A 14239-nucleotide genomic window follows, 5' to 3' on the forward strand; every position below is an offset into this window, starting at 1 on the left:
TCATTGCAGACCTTCCCTGGGTTGCGCATTACCCAGCGACTTGAGGTAGGCAGTAAGACGAATCACGGCCTCTTCATCCAGGACGTTGGTAAACGTTGGCATGATCGGCTGATAACCTGCGGTGATCTGCTTCTGGGGCAGCTGGATCGAATCGCGAATATAGTTGTCGTCCGCGACCACGAAAGTCCCATCCGCCAAGGCTACTTTGCGACCGTACAAGCCTTCGAGGGGAGGTGCGTGAACCTGGGAGCTTTCGGCATGGCAGCCACTGCAACCGAACTGGCGGAACAACGCTTCTCCCTGTTCGGCAAGGCTTTCGGACGTCTGCGACTGTTGCAGCCATTGAGCGTACTCCTGGGGCTTCAACACAACGAGTCTGACGCGCATGGTGGAATGATTGGTGCCGCAATACTCAGCGCACTTGCCCTCAAAAACGCCGGTCTTGTTGGCCTTGAACCACATGTGTGTATAGCTTCCGGGCAAAGCATCCTGCTTGTTGCGCATAACCGGAAAATACAGGCTATGGATAGCGTCCTGTGAGATCAGGTCAAGTTTGATGGCCCGGCCCACCGGAACGTGCAAGGCGTTGATTTCACGCTGGCCGCCTGGATGCTGGAATTTCCACATCCACTGCTTGGCGACCACATGGATCTGCATCGCATCAGGCGGGGGCGTCCGTGACACGTAGTAAAGATACGACGACAGGACAAACAGGATCATGGCGCCGATGAAGGGAACGGCTATCCAGACAATTTCGATCTTGTGATTACCGACAGGGCGATGATCGCGAGGTACGCGAGAGCCTTGGCGATAACGGAATGAAAAAACCAGCAGGCATAGGAACACAGGGAAAACGAAAAGGAACATCATCGCCGTAAAGGTAATGACCAGCCAATCGACCTGCCCAGCGTAGCTGGATGCCTGTTCGGGCCACAAATGCATGAACGCCCCCTGGTTCATTCGCCACTCCGTTGTCTGCACCGTTCACGATGCAACGCGAGCCCGATGAAACCGGCGAGCGCGAAAACGGTGGCCAGACCGCCGACCCGCAGGGCCCCCATGACCAGACTGTCATAACCGCCTGTTTTCGGATCATAGTGATAGCAGAGCAGAAGTAACCGATCACCCAGCGATCCGACCTGGCCCCGCCCCGCTTCCGTGATAGCCAGTCGCAGGTCGGTGGCTTGGTAACCAAGACCATACAACCATCTTGAAAGCTGCCCCTGGCTCGTCAGAACGCCCACGGCCGAAACGTGCGCGTACTGTCGGATGGCGGGGTCGTAGCGATAGCGAAAGCCAATGGCATTGGACAGCGCCTTGGCGGCCGCCTCATCCCCTACCAGAAAATGAACGCCTGGAGCATCGATGAGCTGCGGCCACTGCTTGCCGAGTTTGTCACGCTCGACGCGAGCATTGGCGGGTGTCTCGTCCGGGTTGAAACTGTAGGCGATCACATCGTAGTCCTTACCGACCCTGTAGCCCACCGATGCCAGGACCTGAAACAGTGTGGCTAACTGCGCACCGCACACATTCGGGCAGGTGAAATACACCGGTGCCAGCAGCACCGGACGGCCCTGCAGCAATTCGCCCAAGCGAACCACCCGCCCATCCTGATCGGTGAAGCCTGTCTCAAGCGGAATCCGAGCGCCGGTTCTTTGCTCAATTCCGGCCGCGGCGAAAGGATCGAAGCCTGCGGTTGCCGAGGCCGGCATGCAGAACCCAAGCATACCGACGACAATGGAGCACACCCAGCCGACCGTTGTTTTCAAGAGGCTCATCGCGCCCTCCCCTGTGTGTCTTGCAATGACAACGGGTACGGCTTTTCGCCAGGCCGACCCCGTGCCCGCGAGGGCCAGCCGGTGCGCGCCAGGGCTGCTTTTGCATCGGCGATCGGAATGTGCACGATGCCTTTGTGACGGTCTATCCAGCCCAGGCTGATCAATTGGGCCCGGGCCTGATCAAGGATGCGCCCTGCTTCGCGGGCCGGGTCGGCTTGGAGCCGAGGCTCGGGAGGTAATGCTCTTTGCTTTTCCAATGCTGTCGCGAGCGGGGTCGGGATGGATTTCTCGTATGAATCAAGCACCAGATGAACGCCACCCAGGCAGACGAGCAGCCCCAGCACCAGTCCGATACCGACATACACGATCCCTCGGACATTGGCGTCCTGTTGTTCGAATCCCTTCTCCTTCGAGACCTGATCAACGTCAATGCTCAAGGCAGCTCTCCTTGCGGACCAGTATCTGTCCCAACAGCGCGGCGTAACCCAGCCAGGCCACCAGTGTGAAGCTGATGACAGCAACAGGACGCAGCCCTTCTAGCGAGGGGGTTACCAGCCAGGCACACTCAAGCAATCCTGAGGCGATAGTGATCCAGCAGAGGCCTGACAACACCGAAGGCCGCTCGCTGACAGCAAACAGCAGGACCAGGAACACCAACACACCTTGCCCAACTGCAATAGCCCAGAGTACACCTCGCCAGAGACCCTCGACGCGGACAAGGTACCAGTGTGTTTCCCTGGGCAGGTCGGCCGACCAGATCAGTAAATACTGCATGAAATGCAGATAGAGCCAAACCTGTAGCGCTGCGACCAGCACCCCCCGCAAAACTCCGGGGCGCTGCGCGTGGCGCGAGAGTGCAATCAAAATGGCCACTGCAATGGCTGACAGCATCACGCGGGCAAAATACAACAGACCAAAGATCGACGAATAAAAGCGTTCGTCCAGCGTCATGATCCAGTCAATGCCGGCTGCTGACAGTGTCAGCACCATCAGCAACGCCCCAGCCGCAGCCAGACCAGGCCGAAGTCGCACGCGGGGCAAGGCCCACAAGGCCAGTGCACTCCAGACGGCGGCATACAGGAACGTTCTGACGGCGAAGCCTGCCGGGGATAACCAAAAGCCCCGGAAGCCTGAGAACGAGGAGTCGGCCCAGGGGTACAGGCGGCTCATGCCAATGATCACTGGTATCGACATCACTCCGATCAAAGACGTCGTCCGGGCAATCCGAACGGTCCCCGACCAGAGCATGTCGCACCAGCTTCCAGAAACCAGGGCCAGCAGCATGGCCAAGGTCAGGCACCCGAGCGGAAAACACGCCATGCTCACCAAGGCAACCAGGCACGCGGCGGCGACTTCGCGGCTTGAAAAAAGAGATCCCAGTACAAGAACAAGTAGCGCGATGGCAACGGCAGCCAGATTCAAGCGGCGCAAGGTCATGGCTTGGCCTCCAGAAACGCTCGCTGCTGAGGTGACAAGCTGTGCACGTCTGTGTGCTGGCTCAGTTGCAGCGCCCTTATATAGGCGACGATGGCCCAACGATCTGCCGGCTCCACGCGAGCGGCATAACTGTACATCTGTCCGTAGCCATGGGTAATGACGTCGATCAGCTGACGATCCGGCGCGTCGCGCAGTCGCTGATCGGCAAGGTCTGGTGGCTTCGCAAAGCCGCGAGCGACCACAATCCCCTGGCCATTGCCGGTCAAGCCATGGCATGGCGCGCAGTAGATCTCGAAGCGCTCTTGCCCGCGATCGAGCAGTGCCTGGGTCATCGGCGGCCTGACGTTCAGAACGGCCTCGCGCTCGAGCGCTCCCCGTGCGACGGTGCCAATCGGCGGTGCCTGATCGACCTTACCGTCAGAGAAGAAATCACTGTGATCTTGATCCTTGGCCTTGCGCTGCTCCGACATGTCATCACATGCGCCCAACAGCAGGCAGGCCAACAGCCCGAGCACGGCCAGGCCTCCCCTGCTCATGCGCGAATCTCGGTTACTGTCAGCGCTCGTTCCGCCAGCCAGAGCGAGGTGCCAAGCCGGTCGAATCGAGGGTCGTCCCCATGAATACAGAGCAGGAACCGGTCGTCCATGGCCCGCTTGAAAGCTTCAGCCTCGAACAGTGGATGGTGAAGCAGTGGCAGACGGCATAGCCAGAACAGACCGAACACCGCGAACAGCACTGCGAATAGCACTGCCATCAGGAAGGTGACGACCATGAAGGCCGGCACTGCAATCAGCGGCCTGCCGCCTGTGTTCAAGGGGTAATCAAGATTGGCGTACACCTGCATGGCGTAGCCCAGTATTGCGCCAACGACTGCACCCGCGACGCCGTACCAGAGCGCTCGTCGATCGTTCAACCCCAGCAGTTGTTCCAGCGCCTCCACGGGAAATGGGGTGTAGGCCTCCAGACGTGAATAGCCAGCCTCGCGTGCCGCCCGAGTTGCGTCGACCAATGCCTCGGGAGTGGCAAAATCGGCCAGCAGTCCATAACGACGCGGCTCACTCATGAGGTTCACCTCGCGCCTTGTAGAGCGCCGCCTTGATTTCGAAGGACGAGACCATCGGCACAAACCGGATGAACAACGTGAACGGCACCAGAAACAAGCCGAAGGTCCCAATGAAAACCGCCCATTCCCAGAACGTCGGCGAATAGGCGTTGCTCCAGCTCGATGCCATGAAATCACGCGTCATGGGCGTAATGATCAACATGAAGCGCTCAGCCCACATGCCGACCAACACGGCCATGCTCACCATCACCAGCAATACGGGAGACCGACGAACCTTCTGCCACCACAGCGCTTGCAGTACCAACACGTTGCAGCACATCGCCAACCAGAAACTCCAGGCGGTCGGGCCTTCGAGACGGCTCATGGCGACCTGGATCTCGTGGGACTCGCCCGAGTAAAACGCAGTGAACATGTCCGCAATGTAGCCGTAGGACGTAAGCCAGCCCGTGGCCAGGATCAGCCGTCCCAGCATGTCCAGATGGCGATCCGTGATGAGCTGCTCGTATGACAGGAAACGACGCAGCCCGCAGGCGATGACCGCAACCATGGCGAAGCCCGAGAACACCGCCCCAGCAACGAAGTACGGCGGAAAAACCGTAGAGTGCCAACCCGGCTCGAGCGCCAGGTTCAGCAGAAAGGAGTAACCACTGGACACTGAGAACACCAGCGGCACGGCCAGCAGAGCAATGAAGCGATAGGTGCGGCGCCAATGCGCCCAATGAGCCGCCGCACCTCGCCAGCCCAGTGCAAGAACGCCATAGACCATCTGTTGCCATCTGTTCGTTGCCCGGTCCCTGGCTGTCGCAAAGTCCGGGATGGCGCCGATATATACGAACAGCACGGATACCACCAGGTAAGTGACCACGGCGAAGAAGTCCCACGCCGTGGGGCTTCGAAACTGCGGCCAGAGTCCGAGGGTGCTGGGATAGGGTGCTGTATAGAAGAACAGCCAAGGGCGCCCTAAATGCAGAATGGGATAGATACCTGCGCACATCACCGCCAGGATGGTCATGAGCTCGGCCAAACGGTTGAGCGAATTGCGCCATGGGCGATCAACCAATAACAACAATGCAGAGATAAAAGTGCCGGCGTGGCCTATCCCCAGCCACCACATATAGTTGAGGATCGCGAATGCCCAGGTTACTGGAATATTGTTGCCCCATACGCCGACGCCCTGGGCGAATAGAACGACCACCGAGACCATGAACAGCATCAACAACGCGATTGCGATACCGAACAGACACCACCACCGGCGCTTATGGCGGAACGCCAATGGGGTATCGATTATCTGCTCGGACACCGCGCCGCAAGCCAGATCCCTGGGTAGAAAATGAGAGGTCGCGGCCATCAGGCGTTCTCCTCCTGCGCCCCGTCAAAACCATGGAAAATGCAGCGCCTGCTCATGCTTTTTCCTCCCCGGGTTTCTGATCGCGGATCGCAGCGAGGTAGGTCGTCTTGGGTCGGGTATTGAGTTCCTCCAGCAGCGCGTAATGACGGATGGAGTCCTTGGCTTTATTGACGGCGCTGTCCTTTTTGCTCAAGTCGCCAAAATGGATGGCCTGTACCGGGCAGGTCTGCTGGCAGGCGGTCTGGATCTCGCCCTCGGCAATCGGACGTCCGTCCTTCCTGGCCGCGATGCGCGCCTCGCTTATGCGCTGCACGCAATACGTGCATTTTTCCATCACCCCGCGCGAGCGCACTGTCACGTTAGGGTTGCGTGCAGCCTGGATGGACGGCTCATCGTTTTCCGTCCAGTTGTACCAGTTGAAGCGGCGGACCTTGTAGGGGCAGTAAGAAGAACATGTCCTCGTGCCGATGCAGCGGTTGTAGACCATTTCGTTGAGCCCGTCCGCGCCGTGCACGGTGGCATTGACCGGACAACCCACTTCACAGGGTGCTTTTTCGCAATGCATGCAGGGCACGGGCAGAAAGGTCGATCCGGGATCGAGCGCAGAACCGTCGTAATAGTGATCGACACGCAACCAGTGCATGACTCGTCCCTTGGCGACCTGTTCCTTGCCCACCACTGCAATGTTGTTTTCGGCCTGGCAGGCGACGATGCAGGCGTTGCAACCAATACACTGGTCAGTATCGATAAGCATGCCCCATGTGGGCTCGCTCATGACGGGTTGCTCATACAAGGTCGGCAGTTCGGGCGTTGGGCGCGCGGGCCCGACGGCCTGCGCGCGCGGCACATGGCGCACGACATCCTGGCCGATCAGCGTGTGCTGCATCTGCGTAAAAGCCAGGGAGGACTGCTGATCGAGCCTGGCGATGGTTGCACCGCTGCGCAGCCATGGCGAGTCAGCCATACGCAGAGCGGCATAATCGTAGCCGACGCCGTTGCCGACTCGCCCGCTGCGCTCGCGCCCGTAACCCGCGAACAACGTGACCACGGTGTCCGCCTGCCCCGGCATCACCCAAGCTGGCCCTTCGACGCTGCGCCCGTCGATCATGACGCTGATGCGGTCTCCGGAGACTAAGCGATAGCGCTCGGCGACAGCGATTGAAACGCCGATGATGTTGTCCCAGGTCAGCGTAGTGATGGGCCTGGGCAACTCCTGTAGCCAACCTGAATTGGAAAATCGCCCGTCCCATACGCTCGGGTCAGGCCGGAATTGAACCTGCAGCCCCGAAACGACGGGCGCATCGGCGATGCGAACCGGTTCGGCCGTGACCTGGAGCGAGGGCAACGCGCTCCCTTCAATAAAGCCCAAGGCGACTGCGCGACGCCATTCATCGTCAGGCAGGCTGCTCCAGGTGTTCCTGACCAGCGCGTGCCCATCCGGGCTGAGCTCACCGGCGAGCATCGCCACAATTTCAACCAGCGTGCGCGTGCCGTAAAACGGCTGGACCAACGGCTGACTGATGCAGACGCTGCCATCGACCGCCCGTGCATCACCCCACCCATCCAGGCTGTGGCTTGCACAGAGGTGCCAGTGGCTGCGTGCCCCCGTCTCATCGTAATAAAGGCCTGCGTGAATACGCGTAGGCACTTTTTCCAGTGCCTCGCGAAAATACAAATCACCCGGTGCGCTGTAGGCTGGATTGGTGTCGAGCATGACCAGGGTGCGCACCTGAGCATTGTGAATGGCCTGGGTCAGCGCAAGAATATCGCCCAACTGCGCCTCACCAATGCGGGTGAACAGGACAGGGGCCGTATAGCCTACGGTCCTTCCAACATTATCGAGCCGCTGGTTCAAACGATGCACGGCGGCCTGGACATCCGCTGGCGTATGGGGCCCGGCCACGATCAAACAGCGCCCCCGGCGGGACTGCAGCGCGGCGGCCATTGCCTCGACCCATTGCTGGTCCGGGGCCGCCAGCGGGGCCGCACTGCCCTCACTCAGGGCCGCCGCCAGCGCCCGTACCAGAGCGGGGAGCTGTGCGGGTTGAACCCGGCGGGTCTCGGTGGCGTTGGCGCCAGTCAAGGTGGGCGACGCTTGAACCATCACCAGCCGCGACTCGCCATCACCCCGTGCAGCCGCCTGCCGCCGGTTCGCCCATGCCCTCGCCTGCGACGTTTGCTTGGGGCCGGCCCCCAGGAAATCATCCTCCAGGCTCAGGACCAGGTCCGCGTTTTGCAGCAGGTAATGAATTTCGACGGGGCGGCCGAAAGCCAGGCGCGCCGGACCATAGCGGCCCTCCTCGAACGGCTCGAAGCGATAAAGGCTCGCTTTTGGCCAGCGCACAATCAACTTTTCCAGTTGGCGTTGCAGTGAAGGAGAACTGCTGGCGCCCATCAATATGTGCAGCCCCTGGCCTTGGTCATGATCACATTCGGCTTGCAGCGTGGCCGCGTCAGACTCAAATGCATCCCAGCTGCTCTCGACGCCTTTGAATCGGGGCGCCTGAGACCGATCAGGATCATAAAGCTGCAGAAGCGCGGCCTGAGTGAATGCATCGCATGCCCCCTGGCTGGCCGGGTGCTCGGGACTGCCTTCCAACTTGGTAGGACGGCCGACATGAGTACACCCCAGCACCGGTTGAGCGTACCCGGTAAACTGCACGGCCGTGGCGTACCACAGCGCTTTGCCCGGAACGATGATTTCCGGCTGAGCGACATAGGGCACGGCAGTGCCGGGTGTCGGTCCGCAGGCAGCAAGACCGCCCAAGGCCAGAGACGCGCCCATCAGTTGCAAAAAGCGCCTACGATCCATCTGTGGAGCAATATCCGGGAATTCCACCTCTATAAAGCGCTCGAAGGCCGGATCGTCAGTCAGCTCTTCCAGGCTGCGCCAATAGTGGACCCCTTGCTTGCCCTCAAGGTGACGACGTATCGCAGCGTAATCGGGCGTCGTGCGGTTCATGCAGCTCACCTATGACAGACGGAACAGGAGGTAAGACCGGATGTATCGATATGGTATTCGCGCATCAGGCGTTCCCCCAGTTCTCGTCGGTCCTGCTGTGTGGTCCAGGTCATATCGGTGATGAACTGACGAGGGCGAAGCCGGGGTGCCGGATCGCGATGGCAATTCAGGCACTCTTGCATTTGCAAAGGCTTGTCCCGACGCATCAGCGCCATGGTCTCGACGTGGCCATGGCACTCCACGCAGCCGACCCCTGCCTTGACATGAATGTCGTGGTGGAAATAAACATAGTCCGCAAGTTTTGCGACGCGGTTCCACTGGATCGGCGTGTTCTGGGCGAAACTCTGACGGATGGGCTTCAGCACTTCGGCCCCGGTCCATAGCTGCGAGTGGCAGGTCATACAGGTTTGAGTCGGTGGGATGGTTGCGACCGCGCTTGTTTCAACACTGCTGTGGCAATACCGACAATCGATCTTCAACCCACCGACATGATGTTCATGGGAGAACGGTACCGGTTGGTTCACGGTCCAGCCCACACCTGTCGCGTAGTCGGAACGCGCGAACCAGAAACACAGGACAAACAGCAACGCCACGCCACCGAACACGCCAAGCAACACAAGGCGAAACCAGGTATCAGCGGATCGCGTGAATATCTGTGCCATCGAAGGCGTGCTCTCAACAGGCAAGGCATAGGAACTGAGCGACTCTCTCGGTCGGCGCTGCATGGACATCCACCGCGCATTCCCAAGGCAGGCGACAGGCGTTCTTAAGCGCTAGACCGCCAGCTCATTTGGAAAATTCCGTGAAATTTGCTGCATGGCGCGCGCGAACCCAACCTGTCGGCACCTGCAAGAGCGAATTGCGGTCGCGCCTGATCAACGGCCCAGCACTGCAGACCTGGCTGCAGGGTAAATCCAAGTGCACCAATCGAGCCTGCCGCTAGTCCTATTCAGATATATCAAACCAGCACATGGAGGCAGGGACAGCATTCCCAGCGTCATTCAAGAAGTTGATGGCGCATAGGCGACACTCCCATCACCCTGCCCTACTGCCAGCGCGCGGACCGGCCTGGCGTTTCGATCGAGGATGAGGCTCTATGACAATCCACTCCGACAATCCGTATCTGAACGGCGAATATCCGTCCATCAATTCGCTGGCAGCTCTGGGTGATGGCCGATCGATCGCTGTAATCGGCCCGGATGGAGGTCTGGAATGGTTCTGCCCGGGCCGCTTCGACGCTGCGCCGTTGATTTGGCCGCTGCTTGACCGGGCCCACGGGGGGCGGCTGAGCCTCACGGCGTGCACCGGTGCATCGCCGCGAATGCGCTACTTGAGCGACACCGCAGTCCTGGAGCAGCGGTGGTCCAGCGCCAAAGGGGAAGCACGCGTGACGCTGTGCATGGTGTGGCCCGCGGACGACCATAAACAGAGCCTGCTGTGGTGTGTCGAAGGCATCTCCGGGGAGCTGGATTTTGAGCTGCTGCTTGAACCAGCGGCCGGCTTCGACGGACCTCCCGCGAACTGGTCGCTATCGGAGCCTGGACAGTTGCAAGCCGATCAGCCGCCGCTGCACATCAGCGCAGAGTTACCCATCGAGCGCTCCGGGAAAGGCTGGCGCGGCCAGCGTTCGGTAAAGGCCGGCGAACGTTTTACCGTGGCGCTCCACGTTGGGCTCGATTCCACACAGCCGACGCCGTTGTCGCCTGAGCAATGCCGGGCACACCTGGACAATACGCTTGAGGCTTGGCGGGCCTGGAGCGCCGGATTGCGCTGCCCCGACCCTCACCGTGAGCTGATCGTGCGCAGCGCCATCACCCTCAAGCTGTTGATCTATGAGCCTACCGGGGCCGTTGTCGCAGCAGGAACCACCTCATTGCCCGAGGCGCTCGGGGGTGAGCGTAACTGGGACTATCGCTACACCTGGTTTCGCGATGCAGGGCTGACACTGGCGACGTTGTTCAGCCTTGGCTGCCACAACGAGGCTCACCGATGGGCGCAATGGCTGGAAGACACCGTTGAGCGACACGGGATGCCGCTGCGGATCCTCTACACAGTAGACGGCCGACCGGCGCCGACAGAGCGCTGCGTCGAAGGGGCCGAGGGCTACGGTGGCTCCGCCCCGGTAAGAGTAGGCAACGCCGCCGATACGCAGCGCCAGCTGGATATTTACGGTGAGTTGCTCGAGTGCGTGCACATTTGCGACGAAATGGAGGCACCGGCACTTCGTGCGCATTGGCCGTACATGCGCACCGTAGCCGATTTTATCGCCGCGAACTGGCGCGAACCTGGCCAGGGTATCTGGGAAATGCGCAACCAGCCCCGCCAGCTCGTGCATTCCAAGGTCATGGCCTGGGCCGGACTGCAGCGGGCGTTATGGTTGCAGAGTCGGCACCAGCTCGAGGCCGATGTGCAAAGCTGGCGGCGTGAAGCCGAAGAAATTCACCAGCAGGTGCTACGCGAAGGTCTCAGCGCCGACGGCCGTCACTTCGTTCGCGCCTACGCTGAAAACGGCTTGGACGCAGCGCTGCTCTTACTGGCGCGCACCGGCTTCGTCAGCGGTGATGATCCATTGTTTCGCAATACCGTGGATGCCGTCCGCCAAGCCCTGGCAATCGAAGGGCAACCGTGGCTGCTGCGACGCTATGGCCTGGGCGATTCAGATGGGCTGAAAGCCCGCGAAGGCGCGTTTCTGATCTGCAGCTTCTGGCTGGTCGAGGCACTGGCGTCTACCGGCGCGCTTGCCGAAGCCGAGGCCATGTTTGAGCGGCTACGGGGCCTACAGGGCGAATTCGGTCTGTTTTCCGAAGAAATCGACCCGGTGAGCCAACGCCTGCGCGGCAACATTCCCCAGGCGTACTCCCATGTAGGCTTGATCAACTCCGCCCTGAGCCTGGCCATTCGGAAAACCAAGGAATAGAGGCTGCTTGAACCTGCAAAGGTGCCCGATGTGCATACCTTGCATCGGACTGGCTGAACCCGGACAGGTACAACGGGTCGGTTCCAGTAGCCCGTCTTAACTTCACTCGAGAGTTGCTAGATGGAAAACCAGGGAGAATATGAACGCCAGGGGGCGATGCATTCCGATCAGAGCATGGACGAGCACATGCAATTGATGGAGCATCGCCACCTGGCCACGATGTGGTGTCATTTCCTCAACGCGTTGCTGGGCTTCTGGCTGATCAGTGCGCCCTTTGTCTTCGGATACCTGACTATCGCCCCTGACGACCTTGACCTGGCTCGCCTGTCCGCTGAGCGCGAACTTCCGGACGTCGCCACGCGTGCCTGGATGATGACCTGGAACGATGTGGTCAGTGGCTCGCTGATCGTATTGTTCGCGCTGCTTTCGCTCAAGCGAGTCGGCTGGGCGAATTGGGCCAATACGCTCATGGGCCTATGGTTGATGAGCGCGCCGTTGCTGTTCTGGACACCCTCTGCTGCCAGCTATGGGAACGCCATATTGATTGGCGGACTGGTCATCACTTTTTCCGTGCTGGTGCCCATGATGCCGGGTATGAGCATGAGCGGCATGATGCAGAAAGGCGCCGTGCCCCCGGGATGGGATTACAACCCTTCGACCTGGCTGCAGCGCCTGCCGATCGCCGCGCTGGCCCTGATCGGAGTGCTGTTGGCACGCTACCTGGCTGCGTACCAGCTAGGCCACACCGCCAATGCCTGGGATCCGTTTTTTCCGGCGCCTTTCAAAAACCCGACGGTCAATGGAACAGAGGCCATCATCACCTCCGACATGTCGCGCCTCTGGCCTGTCTCCGATGCGGGCGTAGGCGTGCTTGCCTACATGATCGAATTGACCATGGCTGTGATGGGGGATGGTCGGCGCTGGCGCACAATGCCATGGATGGTCGCGGCTTTCGGCATAGTGGTAGTGCCACTGGGCTCGGTGAGCATCTTCTTCATCATCGCCCAGCCGATCATCATCGGCACCTGGTGCACCTTGTGCCTGATCCAGGCGCTGGCGATGCTGCTGATGATGCCTTACGCACTGGATGAGCTGGTCGCCATGGGGCAGTTTCTCAAGGATGCCAAGCGCCGTGGCAAGCCCATGTGGAAGACGTTCTTCAAGGGCGATGCCATGCAAGGCTGCCAGCAGGACGACACGCCCGAGTTCACAGGTAGCCTGTCCGGCATGGCACTCAAAGCATTGCGTGGCGTCAACGTGCCTTGGAGTCTGCTTTTGCTATGCGTGCTCGGCGTCTGGCTGATGTTCACGCGATTGATTTTCGGCACCACCAGTGCCATGGCCAACAGCGATCACCTCATGGGTTCATTGCTGCTCACCGTTACTGTATTGGCGCTGGCCGAAGTCGCCCGTCCCTTGCGCTTGCTCAACCTGCCAATCGGCGTCTGGCTGTTGGCTGCCCCTTGGCTTCTCGAAGGCGGTTCGACGGCTTCGACGGCTGGCAGCCTGATCGCAGGCGTGCTTGTCATCGTCCTCAGCCTGCCCCGAGGACCGATCCGCCACCGCTATGGTGGCTGGAACCGGTTGATCCGCTGACCTTTCCAGACCTCATAGAGCAGGAGTCGAATGCATGAACGAGCCAACCGTGGTCATCACTGGAGGGACTGCCGGCGTAGGCCGAGCGACGGCTGTGGTCTTTGCCCGCGCCGGTTATCGCGTGGCAGTGCTTGCCCGCGGCGAACAGGGTCTGGCTGACACCCGAGATGAGCTCAGTGGCATGGGCGCCACGGTACTGGCTATCCAGTGCGACATGGCAGATGCCGACGCAGTGAATCGTGCCGCCGAGCTTATCGAACAAACGCTCGGACCGATCGAAGTCTGGGTCAATAATGCGATGGTCACACTATTCGGTCCCCTATCGTCGCTCGAGGCCGCCGACATAGGCCAGGTCACCAACGTGACCTACATGGGCTTCGTCCACGGTACGCTCGCTGCGCTGCGTCATATGCGCAAGCGCGACCGCGGCACGATTATCCAGGTCGGCTCGGCCCTGTCCTATCGCGCGATCCCCATGCAGGCCGCCTATTGCGGTGCCAAATTCGCCATACGCGGGTTCACCGATTCATTGCGTAGCGAACTGATTCATGAAAAGAGCCACATCCGCGTGAGTATGGTGCAGTTGCCCGGCCACAATACGCCGCAGTTCGACTGGGCCCGTAATACCTTGTCCAAACGCCCCCAGCCTGTTCCGCCGATACACACGCCGCAAGTCGCCGCACGGTCAATCCTGCGCGCGGCAATTGATGCGCCACGGGAACTCTGGCTCGGCAAGGCGGCATTCCAGGCGATACTCGGCGGCATGCTAATGCCTGGGCTGCTCGATCGGATCACCGCTAAAAGAGCTTGGGACGGCCAACTCACCGATGAAGATGAAGAGCCCGGCCGACCGGACAATCTTTATAAGCCGGTCGATGGCTTGGCGCGTACCTGTGGGCGTTTTTCCGAACGCTCCGTCGACAAGGCGATGGGGCTCAGCAATGAGACAGTGGGCAAGTTGTTGGCTGTGACGGTTGCGATCATTGCAGTATCCGTCAGTGTAATCATTGCAATGACAGCGAGTTGAGGCAGGAAAATGGCGAGAGGCGCTCGTCGGAGCGCTTTGTGAAACCAGTTTTCATGAAAACTCTCTGAACAGATCCCCTCACCGTCCAGTCGTAACCCTTACCAGCGGTTC

The 14239-nt window shown here is 60.3% G+C and carries 12 protein-coding genes; 3 read left to right on the forward strand and 9 right to left on the reverse strand.

Annotated features, from left to right (window positions below; all coding sequences use genetic code 11):
* Genes coxB through AD665_RS11780 form a run of 9 tightly spaced genes read right to left on the reverse strand, consistent with a single transcriptional unit; the run spans position 1 to position 9319 of the window.
* Positions 1-960 (reverse strand): cytochrome c oxidase subunit II, encoded by a 960-nt coding sequence (gene coxB / locus AD665_RS11740; protein ID WP_024779666.1) that lies wholly within the window; start codon positions 958-960, stop codon positions 1-3.
* On the reverse strand, positions 957-1778 hold the full coding sequence (locus AD665_RS11745) for an SCO family protein (protein ID WP_024779667.1): 822 nt from the start codon (positions 1776-1778) through the stop codon (positions 957-959). The genes coxB and AD665_RS11745 overlap by 4 nt, the downstream gene beginning before the upstream one ends.
* Positions 1775-2215 (reverse strand): hypothetical protein, encoded by a 441-nt coding sequence (locus AD665_RS11750; protein ID WP_024779668.1) that lies wholly within the window; start codon positions 2213-2215, stop codon positions 1775-1777. Before AD665_RS11750 ends, AD665_RS11745 begins: the two co-directional genes overlap by 4 nt.
* Positions 2205-3215, reverse strand: a complete 1011-nt coding sequence (locus tag AD665_RS11755; RefSeq protein WP_053192165.1) for a hypothetical protein — start codon at positions 3213-3215, stop codon at positions 2205-2207. The genes AD665_RS11750 and AD665_RS11755 overlap by 11 nt, the downstream gene beginning before the upstream one ends.
* The gene (locus AD665_RS11760; RefSeq protein ID WP_024779670.1) at positions 3212-3751 is read right to left on the reverse strand and encodes a c-type cytochrome; all 540 of its coding nucleotides are present in this window, start codon (positions 3749-3751) and stop codon (positions 3212-3214) included. Before AD665_RS11760 ends, AD665_RS11755 begins: the two co-directional genes overlap by 4 nt.
* On the reverse strand, positions 3748-4278 hold the full coding sequence (locus AD665_RS11765) for a DUF3341 domain-containing protein (protein WP_024779671.1): 531 nt from the start codon (positions 4276-4278) through the stop codon (positions 3748-3750). The genes AD665_RS11760 and AD665_RS11765 overlap by 4 nt, the downstream gene beginning before the upstream one ends.
* Complete coding sequence (nrfD, locus tag AD665_RS11770; protein ID WP_053192167.1) at positions 4271-5626, reverse strand: NrfD/PsrC family molybdoenzyme membrane anchor subunit; 1356 nt, start codon at positions 5624-5626, stop codon at positions 4271-4273. The genes AD665_RS11765 and nrfD overlap by 8 nt, the downstream gene beginning before the upstream one ends.
* Before the next feature lie 52 nt (positions 5627-5678).
* A complete protein-coding gene (locus AD665_RS11775; protein ID WP_053192168.1) occupies positions 5679-8588 on the reverse strand; it encodes a TAT-variant-translocated molybdopterin oxidoreductase in 2910 nt (969 codons plus the stop codon).
* Between the two features lie 5 nt (positions 8589-8593).
* On the reverse strand, positions 8594-9319 hold the full coding sequence (locus AD665_RS11780; RefSeq protein WP_231995035.1) for a cytochrome c3 family protein: 726 nt from the start codon (positions 9317-9319) through the stop codon (positions 8594-8596).
* A 365-nt stretch (positions 9320-9684) separates the two neighbouring features.
* Here AD665_RS11780 and AD665_RS11785 point away from each other — a divergent pair, with 365 nt between their 5' ends.
* The 3 genes from AD665_RS11785 to AD665_RS11795 all read left to right on the forward strand — a co-directional run bounded on the left by AD665_RS11785 (position 9685) and on the right by AD665_RS11795 (position 14128).
* Entirely contained in the window at positions 9685-11505 is a 1821-nt protein-coding gene (locus AD665_RS11785; RefSeq protein ID WP_053192170.1) for a glycoside hydrolase family 15 protein, read from the forward strand.
* Between the two features lie 120 nt (positions 11506-11625).
* Entirely contained in the window at positions 11626-13101 is a 1476-nt protein-coding gene (locus tag AD665_RS11790) for a vitamin K epoxide reductase family protein (RefSeq protein WP_231995036.1), read from the forward strand.
* A 34-nt stretch (positions 13102-13135) separates the two neighbouring features.
* A complete protein-coding gene (locus AD665_RS11795) occupies positions 13136-14128 on the forward strand; it encodes an SDR family oxidoreductase (protein ID WP_053192172.1) in 993 nt (330 codons plus the stop codon).
* The last annotated feature ends 111 nt before the right edge of the window (positions 14129-14239 follow it).

This window comes from Pseudomonas corrugata, from assembly GCF_001269905.1.
GTDB lineage: Bacteria > Pseudomonadota > Gammaproteobacteria > Pseudomonadales > Pseudomonadaceae > Aquipseudomonas > Aquipseudomonas corrugata.

Excerpts from the sequence above, each read along its gene's own strand:
- AD665_RS11795 (WP_053192172.1), top strand. The coding sequence starts at position 13,136 with ATGAACGAGCCAACCGTGGTCATCACTGGAGGGACTGCCGGCGTAGGC.
- AD665_RS11790 (WP_231995036.1), top strand. The coding sequence starts at position 11,626 with ATGGAAAACCAGGGAGAATATGAACGCCAGGGGGCGATGCATTCCGAT.
- AD665_RS11780 (WP_231995035.1), bottom strand. The coding sequence starts at position 9,319 with ATGTCCATGCAGCGCCGACCGAGAGAGTCGCTCAGTTCCTATGCCTTG.
- nrfD (WP_053192167.1), bottom strand. The coding sequence starts at position 5,626 with ATGGCCGCGACCTCTCATTTTCTACCCAGGGATCTGGCTTGCGGCGCG.
- AD665_RS11755 (WP_053192165.1), bottom strand. The coding sequence starts at position 3,215 with ATGACCTTGCGCCGCTTGAATCTGGCTGCCGTTGCCATCGCGCTACTT.
- AD665_RS11760 (WP_024779670.1), bottom strand. The coding sequence starts at position 3,751 with ATGAGCAGGGGAGGCCTGGCCGTGCTCGGGCTGTTGGCCTGCCTGCTG.
- AD665_RS11785 (WP_053192170.1), top strand. The coding sequence starts at position 9,685 with ATGACAATCCACTCCGACAATCCGTATCTGAACGGCGAATATCCGTCC.
- AD665_RS11745 (WP_024779667.1), bottom strand. The coding sequence starts at position 1,778 with ATGAGCCTCTTGAAAACAACGGTCGGCTGGGTGTGCTCCATTGTCGTC.
- coxB (WP_024779666.1), bottom strand. The coding sequence starts at position 960 with ATGAACCAGGGGGCGTTCATGCATTTGTGGCCCGAACAGGCATCCAGC.
- AD665_RS11775 (WP_053192168.1), bottom strand. The coding sequence starts at position 8,588 with ATGAACCGCACGACGCCCGATTACGCTGCGATACGTCGTCACCTTGAG.
- AD665_RS11765 (WP_024779671.1), bottom strand. The coding sequence starts at position 4,278 with ATGAGTGAGCCGCGTCGTTATGGACTGCTGGCCGATTTTGCCACTCCC.